The sequence below is a fragment of the Nodosilinea sp. E11 genome, from assembly GCF_032813545.1.
GTDB lineage: Bacteria > Cyanobacteriota > Cyanobacteriia > Phormidesmidales > Phormidesmidaceae > Nodosilinea.
Window position 1 is genome coordinate 2,944,912 of record NZ_CP136520.1, and the last position, 18,039, is coordinate 2,962,950.

10 protein-coding genes, 1 other RNA gene and 1 pseudogene are annotated in these 18,039 nt (G+C 54.4%); 4 read left to right on the forward strand and 8 right to left on the reverse strand.

Annotated elements, in window-relative coordinates:
• Positions 1 to 26: 26 nt before the first annotated feature.
• From RRF56_RS15300 to ffs, 3 genes are all read right to left on the reverse strand, one after another.
• Positions 27 to 557, reverse strand: coding sequence for a hypothetical protein (locus RRF56_RS15300; protein WP_317034035.1), 531 nt, complete (start codon positions 555 to 557; stop codon positions 27 to 29).
• 4 nt (positions 558 to 561) lie between these two features.
• Positions 562 to 942: a hypothetical protein gene (locus RRF56_RS15305; RefSeq protein WP_317034036.1), complete on the reverse strand. Its 381-nt coding sequence runs from the start codon at positions 940 to 942 to the stop codon at positions 562 to 564.
• A gap of 212 nt (positions 943 to 1,154) precedes the next feature.
• Positions 1,155 to 1,251, reverse strand: an RNA gene (gene ffs / locus RRF56_RS15310) — signal recognition particle sRNA small type.
• A gap of 24 nt (positions 1,252 to 1,275) precedes the next feature.
• On the opposite strand from ffs, the gene RRF56_RS15315 reads away from it, so the two are divergent.
• A complete protein-coding gene (locus tag RRF56_RS15315; protein ID WP_317034037.1) occupies positions 1,276 to 1,866 on the forward strand; it encodes an HD domain-containing protein in 591 nt (196 codons plus the stop codon).
• Positions 1,867 to 2,046: 180 nt separating this feature from the next.
• On the opposite strand, the gene RRF56_RS15320 is transcribed toward RRF56_RS15315, so the two are convergent.
• From RRF56_RS15320 to RRF56_RS15330, 3 genes and pseudogenes are all read right to left on the reverse strand, one after another.
• Complete coding sequence (locus tag RRF56_RS15320) at positions 2,047 to 3,573, reverse strand: YifB family Mg chelatase-like AAA ATPase (protein WP_317034038.1); 1,527 nt, start codon at positions 3,571 to 3,573, stop codon at positions 2,047 to 2,049.
• A 114-nt stretch (positions 3,574 to 3,687) separates the two neighbouring features.
• Positions 3,688 to 3,855 (reverse strand): annotated as a pseudogene (locus tag RRF56_RS15325) (tyrosine-type recombinase/integrase); the annotation flags it as partial.
• A gap of 39 nt (positions 3,856 to 3,894) precedes the next feature.
• On the reverse strand, positions 3,895 to 5,598 hold the full coding sequence (locus RRF56_RS15330; protein ID WP_410510615.1) for an NAD(P)H-quinone oxidoreductase subunit 4: 1,704 nt from the start codon (positions 5,596 to 5,598) through the stop codon (positions 3,895 to 3,897).
• A 97-nt stretch (positions 5,599 to 5,695) separates the two neighbouring features.
• Between RRF56_RS15330 and RRF56_RS15335 the strand changes: the two genes are divergently transcribed.
• Positions 5,696 to 5,986 carry an FAD/NAD(P)-binding protein gene (locus RRF56_RS15335; RefSeq protein WP_317034040.1) on the forward strand — a complete coding sequence of 97 codons (291 nt, stop codon included), beginning with the start codon at positions 5,696 to 5,698 and terminating at the stop codon, positions 5,984 to 5,986.
• A gap of 66 nt (positions 5,987 to 6,052) precedes the next feature.
• Here RRF56_RS15335 and RRF56_RS15340 read toward each other — a convergent pair whose 3' ends face one another.
• Both RRF56_RS15340 and RRF56_RS15345 read right to left on the reverse strand, forming a co-directional pair.
• The gene (locus RRF56_RS15340) at positions 6,053 to 11,797 is read right to left on the reverse strand and encodes a non-ribosomal peptide synthetase (protein ID WP_317034041.1); all 5,745 of its coding nucleotides are present in this window, start codon (positions 11,795 to 11,797) and stop codon (positions 6,053 to 6,055) included.
• The gene (locus tag RRF56_RS15345) at positions 11,794 to 15,114 is read right to left on the reverse strand and encodes an amino acid adenylation domain-containing protein (protein ID WP_317034042.1); all 3,321 of its coding nucleotides are present in this window, start codon (positions 15,112 to 15,114) and stop codon (positions 11,794 to 11,796) included. The genes RRF56_RS15340 and RRF56_RS15345 overlap by 4 nt, the downstream gene beginning before the upstream one ends.
• A gap of 236 nt (positions 15,115 to 15,350) precedes the next feature.
• On the opposite strand from RRF56_RS15345, the gene RRF56_RS15350 reads away from it, so the two are divergent.
• Positions 15,351 to 16,844, forward strand: coding sequence for an NAD(P)/FAD-dependent oxidoreductase (locus RRF56_RS15350; protein ID WP_317034043.1), 1,494 nt, complete (start codon positions 15,351 to 15,353; stop codon positions 16,842 to 16,844).
• Between the two features lie 459 nt (positions 16,845 to 17,303).
• Entirely contained in the window at positions 17,304 to 17,831 is a 528-nt protein-coding gene (locus RRF56_RS15355; protein WP_317034044.1) for a universal stress protein, read from the forward strand.
• Positions 17,832 to 18,039: the final 208 nt, after the last annotated feature.

Below are 18,039 nucleotides of genomic sequence, written 5' to 3' on the forward strand. Positions count from 1 at the left end.
GATCTAGATCAAGCCCCGTCTACTATCTATTGATCTTTCGATTGCGGCCAGACCGATTCCCAGTCGGGGCATTGACGTTCTTCTTCCGGGCCAAAGGGGTGCATGGCGCACACCAGCGTGTTGCCACCGTAGGACTGACCACAGAAATTGCGACAACCCACGCAAGCCGGATAATTTTGCAGCAGCGGCTCTACGGTGCTATTGAAGGGGCCAGACACCTCTTCAAACCACTGATCCATGCCCGACAGCCCCGTTACCAGCGGCCCCAAAATCTCGTTAAGCTCGTCGGCCACGTAGTTAATTTCAGCATTGATCGTAAATCGAAACGGCTCAACCACATGGCTAAGCTCATCGACAATGCGATCGATTTCTGGATCAATTGCCTCCTGGACCTGCTCTGCCCAGTGATCGGTGGTCTGCACCAAGGTCTCAGAGGCACTCGCCAACTGCTCAGTCAGACTATCTAGCCAGCGCTCGGTATCCTCCGAAAACTGCTGAGTAAAATCGTGGACAGCGTCGCCAAAGGCATTAAAGAATTGCTTAGACCAGTCATCCATAGGGCTAGTTACTCGACTTTTGCTTGAGGGTTTCTAGTTCTTGGCGCAGAGCGGCTACCTGCTCGCGAAGGATTGCCGTTTGAGCATCGGCGGGGCTCACTACGGTAGCCAGCGGAGCCTCGTCATCCAAAATTTCGATGGGCCGAGGCTGGGTCAGGTTCTCAGGCGCAGTATTTGCCGTATCCTGAGCCCGGTTAACCATCTCATTAACCAGTTTCTGAGCGTCTTCAGCGGTGATTTCGCCCCGTGCCACCAGTTCGTTGACAATGCCCTGGGTTTGTTCGCGCAAATCTTTCAGCGTGCCACCCGCTTTCTCGCCCGCGTAGGACGCAACCCCGACCCCTAAATAAAACGCTTTTTTAACTAAATCGCCGAAACCAGCCATGGTGGACAGCCTCCCCGTCGCTCTATGTACCCTGCCAGCTTAGAAAAGATGCTGGCTCACTGACCAGGGGCAATGGCACGCCGTCTAAGGCGGAAAACCCCACCCCCTAGCCCCAGACTAAGCAAAACCGTCAACTTTGAGGATAGTCGGAAATCTTACGTTACTCTAGCGGCTTGAACGATGTAGCGAGAGAACCTTCAAGCGCCCAATTAAAAGACCCGGAGTCCACGCCTGTCACAAGCATCCCGTAATGCTGCTACCTTCCGGTCCTGACATGATTTGGGCGTTGCGACCGCATGGGTCCGAGTCATCCTCATTATAACACCTGCCTCCATGACCAACCAACGACTCCAGCAACAAATCGCCTTTGTGATCGAAATCGATCGCCTCAAACAAGTTTTGCGCCAGACCGTATTGATGGATGCTAGCCGCCGAGAAAACAGCGCCGAGCATTCCTGGCACCTGGCGATGATGACCCTAGTGCTGGCAGAATATGCCCCCGCCGAGGTGGATATCCAGCGGGCGATCCACCAGGTGCTAATTCATGACCTGGTAGAAATCGACGCGGGCGATACCTTCTGCTACGACGCTGCCGGGCATGACGACAAGGTCGAGCGGGAGCAACGGGCCGCCGAGCGCATCTTTGGCCTGCTGCCTGCGCCCATTGGCCAAGACCTGCGCCAACTGTGGGATGAGTTTGAGGCCCAGGCGACCCCCACCGCCCGTTTCGCGGCCTCGATCGATCGCATTCAGCCCTTGCTGCACAACTGGCAGACCCAGGGCGGCACCTGGAAACAGCACAGCATTAGCCGCGCCCAGGTGATGCAGCGCATGGCCCCAGTAGAGAAAGGAGCCCCAGAGCTGTGGCCTTTAGTGGTGGAGGTGATTGAAGAGTCTGTCGCGAAGGGGTATTTGACGGCATGACAGATCCCAGGGTTCTGGTTAGCCATCGATAGCCAATCATGCTGTTAGGTCAGAACCCTGGGATCGGAACCCCGATCTCTGCGTGCGATCGATGGTGCGCCATGACAGATCCCAGGGTTCTGGTTAGCCATCGATAGCCAATCATGCTGTTAGGCCAGAACCCTGGGATCTGAACCCCGATCACTGCATGCGATCGATGGTGCGGTACTGGATCGCTTCGGCAATGTGGTGGGTTTGCAAATCGTCAGCACCATCCAGGTCGGCGATGGTGCGGCCCACTTTGAGAATGCGATCCATAGCGCGGGCCGAGAGGCCTAGCTTGCGAACGGCCCCTTCTAGCAGCGTTTTGATCGAGTCGTCGAGGGGGCACCAGTGTTTGAGGTGGCGGCTCTGCATATCGGCGTTGCATTGCAGAGCGGGCTCGGTTTTGAAGCGATCGTGGGCACGCTGGCGGGCGGCTTGGACGCGATCGCGCACCGGTTCCGAGGCTTCCCCCGGTTGGTGTTGGGTCATTTCTTCGGGCTTGATGCGGCTGACTACCACCTGCAAATCAATCCGATCCATCAGGGGGCCAGAGAGGCGCGACCAGTAGTTTTCGCGGCTGCGGGGGCTACAGGTGCAGGGTTGCACCGAGTCGCCATAGAACCCACAGGGGCAGGGGTTGGTGCTGGCAATCAGCGTAAACTGGGCGGGGAAGACAACGGACTGACGGGTGCGGGTAATGGTGACGTAGCCGTCTTCGAGGGGCTGACGCAGGTACTCCAGCACATCGCGCTTAAATTCCGTCAGTTCATCGAGAAAAAGGATCCCACGGTGGGCCAGAGAGATTTCCCCAGGCTTGGGATAACTGCCGCCGCCGACTAGAGAGGGGCCAGAGGCCGAGTGGTGGGGGCTGCGAAAGGGGCGAGTGTTGACCAGGGTGCCTTTTTCTTTCAGCAATCCCGCAACCGAGTGAATCTGCGTCACATCTAGGGCTTCTTCAAACTGTAGCGGCGGCAGAATGGAGGGCAGGCGGCGGGCCAGCATAGTTTTGCCGCTGCCTGGTGGACCGACGAATATCAAATTGTGCCCGCCCGCTGCGGCGATCTCTAGCGCTCGGCGGGCCTGGGCCTGGCCTTTCACATCCCGCAGATCTAGCGCGTTGGGGGCAGCACTCATCGCCAGGGTGGTGTCGACCGCCACAGGGGTATGGCCGGAGGGATGGTTGAGGAAATCGGCCACCTCGGACAGGTGGCTAAAGCTGTAGACCGTTAGCCCCGGTACCACAGCGGCCTCGCGGCCATTGTCGGTGGGCACCACCAGACCGCGAATGCCCAGTTTTTGAGCGGCGGCGGCGATCGGCAGCACCCCGGCCACGGGCCTCAAACTACCGTCTAACGAGACTTCGCCGAGAAACAGCAGGTCGTTGAGGGCGTCGGTATTCACCTGCTCGGAGGCGGCGAGAATGCCAACGCTGATGGGCAAATCAAAAATGGGGCCTTCTTTGCGCAGGTCGGCGGGGGTAAGGTTGATTACCACCTTGCGCATGGGGAAGGGGAAGCCCGCATTTTTGAGCGCGGCTTTGACCCGCTCGCGGGACTCTTGCACGGCGGTGTCGGGTAGGCCAACGACGACCACACCGGGCAGACCGCCCGAGATATCGACTTCGACCCCGACTTTGAGGGCGTCGATGCCCACCAGCGCTGCGCTCCAGACCCTTGCCAGCATGTTGTGTTTCCCCTGAGATGACCCCTGATTCTAGGATTTAGGGTGCCCAGGGAGTGGGGGCGATCGGTAACTAAGGGCTGTCATCTGCGATTTGGCTGATTGCGATCAAGCTGTTCAGGCCAGATCTAACGGACTTGTGACGCCTCTGTCGCCCCGATTTAATACGTGGGTGTCAATCATTGTCGTCTTCACGTCTGTATGGCCCAACAACTTTTGCACGGCGCGAGTGTCGTAGCCATCCTCGAGCAAGTGCGTGGCAAAGCTGTTACCAGAGGTGTTAGGCATGGGCTGCCCCTGGCTAGCGTGATTGACGGGCGTCCATTATTTGACAACACCCAAGACATCCACAGATTGAGCCGCTGAGATCGCCGAATTCCATCGCCCCTGCGCCAAGCGCTGCAACGCATCTGGATAGGTCTCATGATACGCCGTCAGCACCTGGGAATTGACCGCCATCGCTTTCACGTCATACATCTGGGTCGCCATCTTGGGATAACACCCGATCGCAATAATCAGCCCCAGAAAACAAACCGCGATGAAAATCTCCCGGGCACTGGCATCCCTAAACTCTGCCTCCTCTGGCAAGATGCAGTCAGTGCCAAAACAGTTCGCCTCTTGGTTACCCTGGGCCTTCAGATCTAGATCATCGAGATCACAGGCAGGCACCAGGTCACACATTTGATCGGCACTGGCCCCATGAAACACCTGCCGCACCATCGACAGCAGATAGATCGGTGTCAGAATCAACCCTACTGCTGCCAGAAAAACGGCTACCGAGCGAAAGACCGAACCATAGATGTCCGTTGTGGCCAAGCCGACAAAGACCTCCAGTTCTCCAGCAAACCCACTCATTCCGGGCAAAGCCAAGGATGCCATTGTCCCCATGGTGAACAGAGCAAACACCGTGGGCATTGCCTGCCCCAACCCACCCAACTGATTCATCATCATCGTGCGGGAGCGATCGTAGGTAACGCCTGCCAAGAAAAATAACACCGACGCAATCAGCCCGTGGGACAGCATTTGCAGCATCGCCCCACTCACACCCAAATCGGTATAGGAAGCAATCCCCAGTAGGACAAACCCCATGTGGGAAATTGAAGAATAGGCCAACCGCCGCTTCATATTGGTCTGCGCAAAGGAGTTTAGCGCCCCATAGACGATGTTGACTCCCCCTAAAATCACCAACAGCGGCGCAAAATACACATGGGCATGGGGCAATAGTTCCAGGTTAAACCGGATCAGCCCATACCCCCCCATTTTCAGTAATACTCCTGCCAAAATCATGGATACAGGAGTAGAAGCTTCGCCATGGGTGTCTGGTAGCCAAGTATGAAAGGGGAAAATTGCCAACTTGACCCCAAAGGACACCAGCAGTCCAGCATACAAAAACAATTCCAGCCCTAAGGGAAACTGCTTTCTCCCTAGTTCAGCAATATCAAAGGTGAGCGTATCACCATAGAGTCCCATCCCTAGGGCTGCCACCAAAATGAAAATCGAAGACAGGGCCGTATACATCAAGAACTTCGTCGCTGCATAGTCCCGATTTTGCCCACCCCAAATGGACACCAGCAGATAGACTGGCACCAGTTCCACTTCCCACATGATGAAGAACAGCATCAGGTCTTGGGCTAAAAACACCCCTACCTGGGCCGCATACAGAATCAACATCAGTGTATAAAACAGGCGCGATCGCCGATCCACCCGCCAGGCGGCAAACATCGACAGCGTCGTCACCAAGCCCGCTAACAGCACTAGCGGAGCCGAAATACCATCTACCGACAGCGCCCAACTCAAGCCTAACTGCGGTAACCAAACCACCTTTTCCGCCAGTTGGAATGTCGCCTGGCTCGCGTCGTAATGCCGCCAAAAGGTGTAGGACATCAGAATAAAATCAGCCGCGCCAACCCCCAATGCATACCAGCGGACAGTCTTGCCGCTTTTATCAGGGATCACAGGAATGAATAATGCGGCTAACAACGGCAATAGCACGATCACGGTCAGCCAGGGGAACTGTTCTATCACGATAAGAATAAATACCTATCCGTTGGGTTAGGACTATCTTACGCAACTGTGAGACTCATGATCTATCGCTCCTTTGGCAATTTGCCATAGATTTAGCACTATGTATCTAGATGCATCTAACGGTTACCCCAGCCAAATTTTTGAAGCCCACAACCAGCCGGGGGGGCTGTGCACCGCGTGGCAGCGCCAAGGCTACACCTTTGATGCAGGCATTCACTACATCTTTGGCACCGGCGAGGGGCAGCCCTTCTACGAACTGTGGCACGAGTTGGGAGCCTTTGAGGGTACCGAGTTTACCAACCAGACCGAGTGCGATCGCAGAGCTCCTGTAGGTTGGGTTTCCCTAGATCAACCCAACTTACTAACTGCGGTGGGTGATAGGCAACGTTAGATTGACTCTGAGAGTAATGGGAAGACTCAAACACCGTACTGGGGTGAAGCTAGAGCAACACTGTATCTAAGTCAGATAATACCTAAGTTGTTGTGCCAGAACTTGCACATGGGGTTGTTTTAGCAACGATAAATGGTTGCCAGGGACTTCGTGCAGTTGAATGTTCTTTACTAATTCACTCCAGCCCAATGTTTCATCCTGTCGATTCGCGTCTGATTGTTCTGCGGCCTTAAATAGCGCGATCGCGTGAGAGTAAGGCTGAGGCACATAATTTTGGGTTGCCTGGCTATTCGCATAGACAATGGGCAACATGGCGTTGATGGCCGATTCATCCAACAGACGCAATCGCGACTCGTCAGGAATAAGTCGGGTGATGGCTGACCACTGCCAGCGAGAGAACCACGGATTTTTAGAGTGCAGGCGGTCGGTCGCCAGTGCGCCGATATCCAGCAAGAATGGCAGCGTAGACCAGAGAGCCGTTTTCGCTAGAAACTTAAAGCTTTGATAGAAAGAGGGTTTGGTGCAGGGAGCAGTCGTATCTAGAATGGCCAGCAGCTCAACTGTTTCGCCTGCTTGAGTGAGTTGTTGCGCCATCTCAAAGGCAACTAACCCCCCAAACGACCAGCCTCCCAGGTAGTAAGGCCCGTGGGGCTGAAGGGTTTGAATCGCCTGAATGTAATAGGCCGCGATCGCCTCCATCTGATTTAAGGGACGAGATTTGCCATCTAACCCCAGGGGTTGCAACCCGTAGAAACTGCGATCGCACTTCAGGTGATGCGCCAGCTCCAAATAGGGAAACACGACCCCAAACATAGGATGCACACAGAAAAAGGGAGGCTCGCTACCGCCCAAGGTTAGGGGAACTAGCGGTGACGTAAGGGGGAGCGGGTTGGGTGCTGAAGCTTCCTGCTGGGGAGGAAGGGGAATAACCGAAGCCGGCTGACTGAGTAACGCCGAGGGTTTGCGTCGATAGGCAGTGCGATCGAGCCGAACGAGGGGAGGAGTGTTTAGGGTGGTATCGCGCAATGCGTCCAAAATGGGCGCTAATTGGGCAATGGTGGGCGCTGCAAAGACATGCTTCAGCGGGAGTTCTAGCTTAAAGGTGTCGCGGATGCGAGAGGTCATTTGGGTGGCTAATAGGGAATGCCCGCCCAACTCAAAAAAGTTGTCGTGACGGTTGACCTGCTTGAGCTGTAATAGCTCTTGCCAGATCTCAATCAGAGCCGTCTCGGTTGAGGTTTGGGGTGCATTGGCCGCAGGTGAATCGCTGTGGTGAGCGTGGTCAAGCGGGGGAAGGGCACGCCGATCGACTTTGCCACTCGAATTTAACGGCAGGGTGGCTAACGGCACAAATGCAGAAGGCACCATGTAGTCGGGTAATGTCTGGTTGAGATGTTGCCGCAGCTCAGAAATGAGGTGCCGAGCGACATTCGCCTGAAGGGGATGGTTGGTGAACGGTTGGGGCGATCGCTCCCTATGCTGCAATCCAGCATCCGCTGCATCAACCCCATGACGAATCAGCACCACATCGTAATCTCCAGTCTCAAGCGATGTAGACCAGGTAATCTCTACGGTGTAGGGCAGCGTTGTTTCTAAATCCCACCAGTCTTGCGGATCGATGGCTAAGTTTTTAGCGTCTTGCAATCGCTCTCGCATTCGGCCAACGGTTTTGGGTGCTTGCTTCTGCTGGAGCCAATTTGCTGTTGTAACAGCGGCATTCACTCGGCTATTAGTCACATTCGAGATGATTAAAATCTCTGGTTCCGTGGCAAGGAGCTGCTGGTGGATCTCCTGGGCAGTCATTGGCTGATGTCTCCAGTTGATTTGCTCCCCCGTGTTGCTTTCAATAGCAGTTGTAGGTTGGGTTGAGGCACGAAACCCAACATCATGAGATTGTCCCACTCGCAGCAAAACGTTGTAGCGGAACTGAGTCATTTCATTCTGACTGCGACCCCGTGTTAGCCGAACATTAACCTGTTGAATTTGGGTAAATTGCTCTTGCAGCGCATAAAAGAATGCCGGATCAATGGCCAATTCTGGTTCTTCAAACTGCGATCGCTCAACCTGATGCCAGAGCTGCGATCGCTCGACACCATCATCTGCCTGAGCAAATTTCATCCAGCTATGAAACGCCGGTAGCAAAGCTAGGGTTCGCACATCGCCAACAAATAAAACACCACCCTCTGCTACGGCTTCAAACGATTTTTCTAAGACCTGCATCAAGTAGGCTTCACTCGGGAAATACTGCACAACCGAGTTTAAAATCACGACATCAAATGATGCCAGATCAATTTCCTCAAAGTCGGTTGCTATACGATGCAGAAGCTCAACATGGGAGAGATTAAGCGTGTCTAGTTGAGTTTGAACTGATGCTAGAGAAACCGGCGAAAAGTCTGTGCCGACATACTGCTGGCAGTGCGGTGCAAGTTGAAATAGCAATAATCCTGTGCCGCAGCCAATTTCTAAAACGCGCTTGGGTTTCAAGGCAAGAATTTGCTGAACGCGATCGCTCACCCATTCCTGCATCTGCTCCGGAGGAATGGGCTCTCCGGTATAGCTGCTGTTCCATCCGGTAATGTCGAAGGGCTGAGGGCTGGGGACTGAGGGCTGAGTGGGTTCTGTGGATTGGTAGGTTTGGTTGTAGAGGGTTTGCCACTGCTCCAGGTGTTGAGTTTGGAGCGATCGCACACTGGTTGCTTGCAGATATTCAGTATCAAGGCTGAAGTAGGCAATCAGGGACGATGCAGCGGAGGGGATGACCACGGCATCTTGGATGGCGGGATGGCGCTGTAGAGTGGTTTCAATTTCACCCAACTCAACCCGAAACCCCCGGATCTTGATCTGGTGATCGACACGACCCAGAAATTGGAGGGTGCCGTCACGGTTGTAAAGGACGCGATCGCCTGTTTTGTAGAGGGTGGACTGCTGTTTGTGGGATGTTGAGAAAGCACTGTTTAAATCAGCACTAATAAACCGTTCCTCCGTCAGCTCCGGGCGATTGAGATACCCCTGCGCCACGCCTACACCGCCGATGTACAGTTCCCCTGGAATACCTGCCGGAACGGGATTCAAGTTGGCATCCAAAACATAGACTTGAGTATTGAGAATAGGGCGACCAATCGTGAGGGGATTGTCTCCGGGCTGAAACTCGGCAACAGTTGCCCAGATAGTCGTTTCGGTCGGTCCGTAGGCGTTGAAGAAGCGGCGGTTGACAGCCCACCGATCGATCACCTGGCTGGAGCAGGCTTCTCCCCCGGTAATTAACACTTGAAGGTCAGGTAGTTCCTCAAAGGGCAGAACGGCGAGTACGGCGGGCGTGAGTAGGGCGTGGGTGATGGCATTCTCGTGCAGAAATTGCATCAGTGCGATGCCCAGCAGTTGGGCAGACTGAGGAGGAATATACAAGGTGCCGCCAGAGCCGAGAGCAAGGGCAATCTCAAAAATAGACGCATCAAAGCTGAGCGAGCTAAATTGCAAAATTCGGCTGGTGCGGGTGGGCTGAAAGACCTGCTGAGCCTGTACAACGTTACACAACCCCCGATGAGAGAGCAAAACTCCCTTGGGGGTGCCCGTGGAGCCAGAGGTATAGATGACGTAGGAAAGGTCGGAAGCACCCTCACTAGCCCTATTCTCTGGCTTATCGTTTTTTGTAATAGGAGAAGGGTACGGTTGGTCTAAACAAACGACCAGCGCCTGAGATGCAGGCAACGATTCTACTAACCAGGATTGCGTTAGCAGAATGGAAACTTGCGTGTCATTGAGAATGAACTGGAGGCGATCGCTCGGATAGGTCGGGTCAAGCGGCACATAGGCTCCCCCCGCTTTGAGAATACCGAGAATGCCAATCACCAGGTCGGCAGAGCGATCGACACACAACCCCACCAGTGAATTGGGCTGAACTCCCATTTGCCTTAGGGTTTCTGCTAATTGATCAGCATGGTGATCAAGTTCTTGGTAGGTAAGAGTTTGAGACTCGGTGACCAGGGCGATCGCGTTTGGAGCTTGTTTTGCGTGGGCTTCAACAATGTGATGGAAGTAGAGATCCGGTGGTGCTACAAAATTCTGCGTTGATCCCCCCAAATCCCTCTTAGTAAGGGGGACTTTGACTTTAGGTTCCTCTTGGGCTGCACCTCCGATCCCCCCCTTCACAAAGGGGGCTAGGGGGGATCCACTCCAGTCACACAACTGCTGACTTTCCTCCGGTGTGAGCAACGGCAGGTCTGACAACCGGGCATCTGGATTTGCGACTATCCCTGCTAAAAGTGTTTGAAAATGACCGACCAGACGCGCAATTCGATCGCGATCGAACAGATCAGTGCTGTAGGAGATGAAGCCGCCCAAACCATCCTGCGATCGCCAGAAACTCTTCAATCCGTGGGCCGGTTCCCACAGATGAACCTCCAGATCAAAGCGGGTGCTGGCAGACTCTAGGGGGGCAGGTTCTAGGGTCAGTGCGGGTAGCTCTAGAGGCTGCATGGGGGCATTTTGCAGGGCAAAGGCCACCTGAAACAAGGGATTGCAGCTCAGGTCGCGATCCGGGTCTAGTTCTTCAACCAATTTCTCAAAGGGCAAGTCTTGATGCTCATAGGCCCCTAGAGCAACCTGGCGAACCTGCTCTAGCAATTCACGAAAGGTGGGATTGCCCGACAAATCTGACCGCATCACCAGACTGTTCACAAAAAAGCCAATTAGTCCCTCCACCTCGCTGCGGTGGCGGTTGGCAATGGGAGATCCGATCGCAATATCCTGTTGCCCCGTGTATCGGTAAAGCAAGGTTTGAAACGCCGCCAGCAGCGTCATAAATAGAGACGTTCCAGACTGCTGGCTGAACGTCTCTAACGCCTGGGAAAGAGTAGGGGAAATGTGTACGGGATAGGTCGCGCCTCGATAGGTTTGAACAGAAGGACGGGGGCGATCGCTCGGCAATTCCAGCACAGGCAAATCTTGCAATTGCTGCCGCCAATAGCTCAATTGTTTTTCTAAAACTTCTCCCTGCAACCAGTTGTGCTGCCAACGGGCAAAGTCGATGTATTGAATTGGTAAGGGAGGGAGGATCGGCACTTGTTCCTCCACAAATGCCGTGTAAAAATACCCCAATTCTCGAATCAATATTCCTAAAGACCACCCATCAGCAACAATGTGATGCATCGTCAGCAACAACACTGATTCCGCTGCACTAAATTGCAGTAACGTCACGCGCAACAGAGAATCGGTCGTCAGGTTAAAGGGGCGTTGGGCTTCGGCCGTCGCTAACTGTTTCCGAATGCGGTTGCGATCGGCGATCGCAACCGACTGCAAATTCACGACAGCAAGTTCGACGTTGGCGTTGGGTTCAACAACTTGAACGGGTTGCCCATCCACGGTTGTAAACCGGGTCCGCAGGGCAGCATGACGACGCACAATTTCTTGAAGCGATCGCTCCAATGCCGATCGATCGAGCGTTCCCGTGAGGTGAATGGCGGCAGGTACGTTGTAGAAGGGATTATGAGGGGCGAGCTGGTAAAGAAACCAGAGTCGCTGTTGAGCGAAGGAGAGGGGGGTGGGAGTGGATGGGTGGATGGGTAGGTGGGTGGATGGGAGACTACCTTCTAACTGCGGTTTTCTGCTATCTGGGTTTTTCTGTAAGTAAGTAATGAGTTCGGCTTTGCGATCGGTTAATTCTTGGCGGAGGGTGGGGGTGAGGGTGCCTTCGGGGGCGTTGCAGCGGAGTCGGGTTTGGTTGCTTGCAACGGTAGAATCGGGGTCGAGGGAGAGCTTAATATCTAGTTGGTTGAGGTGAGAAATAAAGTCAGCGATCGCCCGGTTGGTCATAGGTCTATTTCCTCACGTCGTTGAGAATTGGCTCCGCTCTGAGCGCTCGTTAATGCGGTGAAGTCAGGTTGAAGCGTTGCTTGGAGAGTGTTGATCTGCTGCGCCAGTTCGGCAATGGTCGGGGTTTCAAAGATGGTGCGCAGGGGCAGCTCGATGTGGAGGCGATCGCGTACCCGTGAAACGAACTGAGTGGCTAAGAGGGAGTGCCCTCCCAGTTCAAAAAAGTTGTCGTCAATGCCCACTTGTTGTCCTAGCAGCTTCACCCAAATTTCCACTAACGTTGCTTCTAAGGACGTTGTAGGAGCCGCCATTAAACTGGGTTCTGCCCTATGCAGCGCTGGGGGTGGTAATGCTTTTTGGTCTACTTTGCCGTTGGCCGTTAGAGGAAGCGCATCCAGCACAACAAACGCCGCAGGAATCATGTAGACAGGGAGCCGTTTTTTGAGCAGCGATCGCAGTTCTTGTTTGCTTATAACTTCGACTGCGCTGGGCACAATATAGGCCACCAGCTGTCGGTCTTGGTCGATCTCCCGCACCACGACAACCACGGTTTGCACCGATGAATATTGTGCGATCGCCTGTTCAATTTCACCTAGCTCGACTCGAAATCCCCGAATTTTGATCTGATTGTCTACGCGGCCCAAAAATTCCAAATTGCCGTCGGGGTGATAAAGAGCGCGATCGCCTGTTTTGTATAAGAACCCATTGATAGTTTCCTGTGCCCCAGTGACAGATGAGCAATCCACAAACTTTTCAGCCGTCAAGTCTGGGCGATTTAAATATCCTTTTGCCAATCCATTCCCACCCAAATAAATTTCACCAATTACCCCTGCAGGAACCGGATTAAAATGGGCATCCAGTACATACACCTGAGTGTTAGCGATCGCCTTGCCAATGGGTATAGTGGCAGCATTTTGAGAAACTTCCTGAATTTCATACCAAGTAGAAAAGGTGGTGTTTTCGGTGGGGCCATACACATGGAGCAAGTGTTGAGGTTTACCCTGTTGCACTAGCGATCGCACCCGATCAACATTCACCATTTCACCGCCAAACAGCAGATACTTAAGCGATCGAAAGGCATCGGGAATTTGACTCACGGTTTGATTCAACAAAGCCGTAGTGAGAAACAGCATACTAATCTGCTGCTGCTGCAATGTGGTCGCAAAATCAGCGGGAGACAGCGTGGTTTCTCGCTCAATGCCGACCAGGTGTGCGCCGTTTAACAAGGCACCCCACACTTCAAAGGTGGCGGCATCAAAGGCGAGGTTTGCCACTTGCGCCATGCGATCGCCAGCATTGATCTGCACATAATCGGTATTGCACACCAACCGATTGACTGCTCGATGGGGCACCATCACGCCTTTCGGGGTTCCGGTAGAGCCAGAGGTGTAGATCACGTAGGCTAGCTGATCGGCGGTACCGGAAGTGGGTAAGTTCTGCTCTGATTCCTGGGCGATCGCGTCCCAGGCTTGCTCCAAGCAAATTACGTTGGTGGTTGCTGCCTGCAACTCGCCTACCCAACTGGCCTGGGTGAGAATAACGGTAATGCCCGCATCCTCCACCATAAAGCGCAACCGTTCTGCCGGATAACTGGGGTCGAGAGGCACGTAGGCTCCTCCCGCTTTGAGAATCGCCAGCATAGCGGCGATCGCTTCTATTCCGCGTTCCAGGCAAATGCCGACAGGCATTTCTGCGCCAATGCCCAACCGTTGCAAATATCGCGCCAGTTGGTTGCTGCCCTGATTCAACTGCTGATAGGTGAATTGTTGGGTGCCAAATTGGATGGCGATCGCATCGGGTCGTTCTCTCACCTGTGCTTCAAACCGGTGATGAATACAGTCGTTGGCAGGATAGCTGGATCGGTTGCTGCTCCAGCGCTGGAGCAATTCTTGCTGGTCTTCAGTTGTGAGTAATGGTAGGGCAGAAAGAGGCTGGTTTGGGTTGGCAACAATTCCCTCTAGCAACGTTTGAAAGTGCTTGAGCAGCGATGTGATCGCGCTTGCCTCAAACAATTCGGTGTTGTAAATCACCATCCCCCGTAACCCGTCTGACTGCTGCCAACCCTTACCCCACAAATTTCTAAAGTTGTCGCCACAGGTCCAAAGGTAAAATTCCAATTCGAAGCGAGCTGTCTTAGTTTCTAGATCTACCGGACTGAGAATTAATCCTGGCAATTCTAGTTGTGTCATGGGTGTGTTTTGCAGGGCAAACACTGCTTGAAATAGGGGATTTTGACCGAGGTTACGAATAGGTTGAAGTTCCTCGACTAGCCTTTCAAACGGCAAATCCTGATGATCGTAGGCAGCTAGGGTAACCTCTCGGACTTGCTCCAACAATTCCAAAAACGTCGGATCGCCCTCCAGGTTAGTCCGCAGAACCAGGCTATTCACAAAAAAGCCAATCAGCCCTTCCAGTTCGCTCTGATGTCGATTGGCAATGGGAGTACCGAGCGCCAGATCGGTTTGTCCGGTGTAGCGATGCAGCAGGGTTTGAAATGCCGCCAGCAGGGTCATAAACAGCGTCACCTCCGCCTGTTGGCTCAGGTCTTCTAACGCCTTCAACAATCGCTGAGGCAATTCCAGCAATTGACTTGCGCCCTGAGATTTTTGAGATAGTGGTTGCCCCGATATAGGTGACAACGCACCTGGCAATTGTAGAACTGGGATGTCTTTTAACTGCTGTTTCCAATAGCTTAACTGGGTGTTCAGCACCTCACCCTGCAACCGTTGCCGTTGCCAATGAGCAAAATCTGCATACTGAATCGGCAATTCGGGCAGTGCATTAGATTTATTTTTAACTAAAGCGGCGTATCCTTCACCCAATTCTCTAATCAAAACGCCACTCGACCATTCATCAAAAATAATGTGATGCAGCGCAATCAACATCAAATATTCGTCATCCTGCAATTGCCACAGCTGCACTCGAAAGAGAGGTCGTTGATTGAGGTGAAACGGGTGTTGAAGGGTTTGCCAAATGTCTTGCAACGCTATGGCTTCGCGCTGGTGGGCAGGGTGCGATCGCAAATCGATCAACGGCAGTGGCAGGTCTACCTGATTCACGACAATCTGCATTAATTGACCGTCAACTACCTCAAACGCAGTCCGCAAAATTTCGTGCCGCTGCGCGATCGCCTGCATACTGCGCTGGAGGTGCGATCGCTGTAGCTGACCACTCAGCCGAAACACCAGGGGACTTGTATAGAGAACATCTCCCGGAAATAGTTGGTCAATAAACCACAAACGCTGCTGGGCAAACGAGGCAGGAAAGACAAAAACATCTTCCTCGCTGGGCACCTGAATCGGTTTATCTACAATCATTTCCACCTACATCAGCTGAACCTCACTCTCGTTGTAGGGAAAAAGGAGGGTTTAAAATTATGCTTTAAGGTAGATTGTGACTAAGATTTCTGTGTCTTTTTGTTGAGCATCTATTCATAAAGAGCTCTATAGTACCGAATGTAATGATGACTTTGCGAACTCGGAATGCACTCGTTTGGGAACCTGTCCCCTAGGCGATCTAGCATTGAGACATTCAGCGCGCGATCGCATTCCCCATGGCCCCTACCGCAGACATCATCATCATTGGCGCTGGCATCTCTGGGCTAGCCGCCGGGTGCTACGCCCAGATGAACGGCTACCCCAGCGTTATTTTTGAAGCCCACGACCAGCCGGGGGGGCTGTGCACCGCGTGGCAGCGCCAGGGCTACACCTTTGATGCGGGCATTCACTACATCTTTGGCACCGGCGAGGGGCAACCCTTCTACGAGCTGTGGCGCGAGTTGGGTGCCTTTGAGGGCGTCGAGTTTACCAACCAGACCGAGTTCATGCAGATCCACGGTGCCCAGGGGGAGGTGCTGCGGGTGCACAGCCAGCCCGACGCGCTAGAGGCGCACCTGCTAGAGCTGGCCCCGGAAGATGCCAAGCTGATTGAGGGCTTCTGCCAGGGGGTGCGCAAGTTTAAAGAATTTGACCTGTCGATGCTGCAACAAAAGCCCAAATCGCTGATGACGGCGGCAGACTGGGCACGGCTGGGCAAGCAGGTACTGCCCTTCATGGGCGTGCTGGGCAAGTGGAGCCAGCTGTCGCTGAGCGACCTGGCGGCCCAGGCAAAGAACCCTTTTCTGCGGCGGGCGATGCCCCATATGTTTGCCTGGCCCGATGTGCCGGTGATGGTGGGCATGTCGCTGCTGGCCTACCTAGACAACGGCAACGCCGGGTCACCCGTGGGGGGTGCGATCGCATTTTCCCGCGCGATCGCCCAGCGCTACCTGGCCCTCGGCGGCGAAATTCACTACTCGGCCCCGGTGGAGCGGGTGCTGGTGGAGCAGGACCAGGCCGTGGGGGTGAGGCTGACCAGCGGCGAAGAACATCGAGCCGCGCGGGTGATCTCCGCCTGCGACGGTCGCCGCACCATCTTCGACCTGCTGGGGGGCAAGTACCTCAACCGCCGCATCGAAAAGCTCTACGACGGGCACCTGCCGATGCACTCTCAGTTTCAGGTGTCGCTAGGGGTAGATCTGGACTTTTCGCCCCGGCCCCACTGGGTGACTCACTTATTAGAAGAGCCGATCGCGATCGCAGACCAGCCCCACCGCGAAATCGGCGTCAAACACTACGGCTTTGACCCGTCGCTAGCCCCAGCGGGCAAATCGGTGGTCAGCCTAATGGCGACCACCCACTACCGCGACTGGCAGGGCCGCGACGATGCCCAAGCGCAGGCCGATCGCCTGATCGATCGCATGGAGCGGTTCTACCCCGGTCTGCGATCGGCCATTGAGTGCATAGATGTGATCACCCCGCTCAGCTACGAAAAATTTACCGGCAACTGGCAGGGGGCCAGCTGCGGCTGGCTGCTGACCAAAGACACCCTGCCCTTAATGATCAAAGGCGTGCCCAAGCGCCTGCCGGGGCTGGGCCAGTTCTACATGGTCAGCCAGTGGACCGAGCCGGGGGGCAGCCTGCCGATCGTGGCGCTGTCGGGCCGGAACATGATCACCGAAATCTGCCGGGAAGACGGGCAGGCGTTTGAGGCATCTGTACCCCGTTAGCACAGCCACCTCTATCCCAGTCAGGCTTCTTGAAAGGTCTATAGCACCCCCCCTCATCCACCCCCAACCCGCACAATTTCTTCCGGCGAAAGGTTATCAAATGCGATCGCATATCACGGTTCGTTGCAGTCTTTCGCCACCGCCAGAGCCTAGCAAGACAATAGAGATATAGGGGAACGGTTGCAAAGAACCATCCCCCAGGGTGCGTTGCACTGCGTTGCACCGGGAGGCTCAACCCATGCTGGCTTTTTTGCTCAATTACCACGACACGCTCTACCTAGCGACCGAACTCGGTGCTCTGGGCCTAGTGCTGTTGCTCTGTTGGTTGGCCCCTCGCCTAGAGCACCATCAGCCTTAGCGTCTAGACGTCAGCGGGACGGTGAACCTAAAACCCAGGCCCTGCACCCAGGCCCTTACACGTTAGCTTCGGCCTCTTGCCCATTATTCAGAGGACACTCCATGTACAGCAAAATTCTCGTCGCCCTCGATAACAGCGCCACCAGCGACCATCTCTTTGAGCAGGCCCTCGAACTAGCCCAGGCCACCCAGGCCCAGCTGTTGCTAGTGCACAGCCTCACTAACCAAGACGAAAGCAGCCCCCTACCGATGTCGGCCAAGCTCGACAGCATCTACTGGGCACCGGGCACCGAACTCGATCTAGAAGCCTGGCGTCAAGACTGGGTGCGCTATGAAACCGAAAGTTTGGATCGACTGCGCAGTCAGGCTGCGATCGCCAACACCGTCGGCGTCACCGCCGAATTTCGCCAGCTGATCGGCAACCCCGCCGCCGTCATCTGCAAAGCCGCCCAAGAATGGGGAGCTGACCTGATTTTGATCGGCAACCGGGGCCGCAAAGGCTTGGCCGAACTGTTCCTCGGCAGCGTCAGTAATGAGGTGATGCACAAAGCCCCCTGCTCGGTGCTAGTGATGAAAGCCGCCGCGATCGAAGCCAGTCAAACTCCTGACATGGCTGACATCGCCGGGTAGCAATTTTGGCTTCAACCCAGTTAGTTCCCAAGAGAAACCCTTCTCCTGGGAACTAACTGATGAAATCAGCCGTGGTACGACCAATCTGTCAACAAAACTCCATAAAATTCCCCGTCAAAGAAAGGCAGATTTTTTCCAACCAGAGGATGCAGTTTTATCTTAATAAAGGATCCGTTTTCCCCTTCAAATAAGGGATTGAGAGCGATCG

What these genes read in the sequence shown, in the direction of transcription:
- RRF56_RS15300 (WP_317034035.1), bottom strand. Translation starts at nt 557, where the DNA reads ATGGATGACTGGTCTAAGCAATTCTTTAATGCCTTTGGCGACGCTGTC.
- RRF56_RS15305 (WP_317034036.1), bottom strand. Translation starts at nt 942, where the DNA reads ATGGCTGGTTTCGGCGATTTAGTTAAAAAAGCGTTTTATTTAGGGGTC.
- RRF56_RS15315 (WP_317034037.1), top strand. Translation starts at nt 1,276, where the DNA reads ATGACCAACCAACGACTCCAGCAACAAATCGCCTTTGTGATCGAAATC.
- RRF56_RS15320 (WP_317034038.1), bottom strand. Translation starts at nt 3,573, where the DNA reads ATGCTGGCAAGGGTCTGGAGCGCAGCGCTGGTGGGCATCGACGCCCTC.
- RRF56_RS15335 (WP_317034040.1), top strand. Translation starts at nt 5,696, where the DNA reads ATGTATCTAGATGCATCTAACGGTTACCCCAGCCAAATTTTTGAAGCC.
- RRF56_RS15340 (WP_317034041.1), bottom strand. Translation starts at nt 11,797, where the DNA reads ATGACCAACCGGGCGATCGCTGACTTTATTTCTCACCTCAACCAACTA.
- RRF56_RS15345 (WP_317034042.1), bottom strand. Translation starts at nt 15,114, where the DNA reads ATGATTGTAGATAAACCGATTCAGGTGCCCAGCGAGGAAGATGTTTTT.
- RRF56_RS15350 (WP_317034043.1), top strand. Translation starts at nt 15,351, where the DNA reads ATGGCCCCTACCGCAGACATCATCATCATTGGCGCTGGCATCTCTGGG.
- RRF56_RS15355 (WP_317034044.1), top strand. Translation starts at nt 17,304, where the DNA reads ATGTACAGCAAAATTCTCGTCGCCCTCGATAACAGCGCCACCAGCGAC.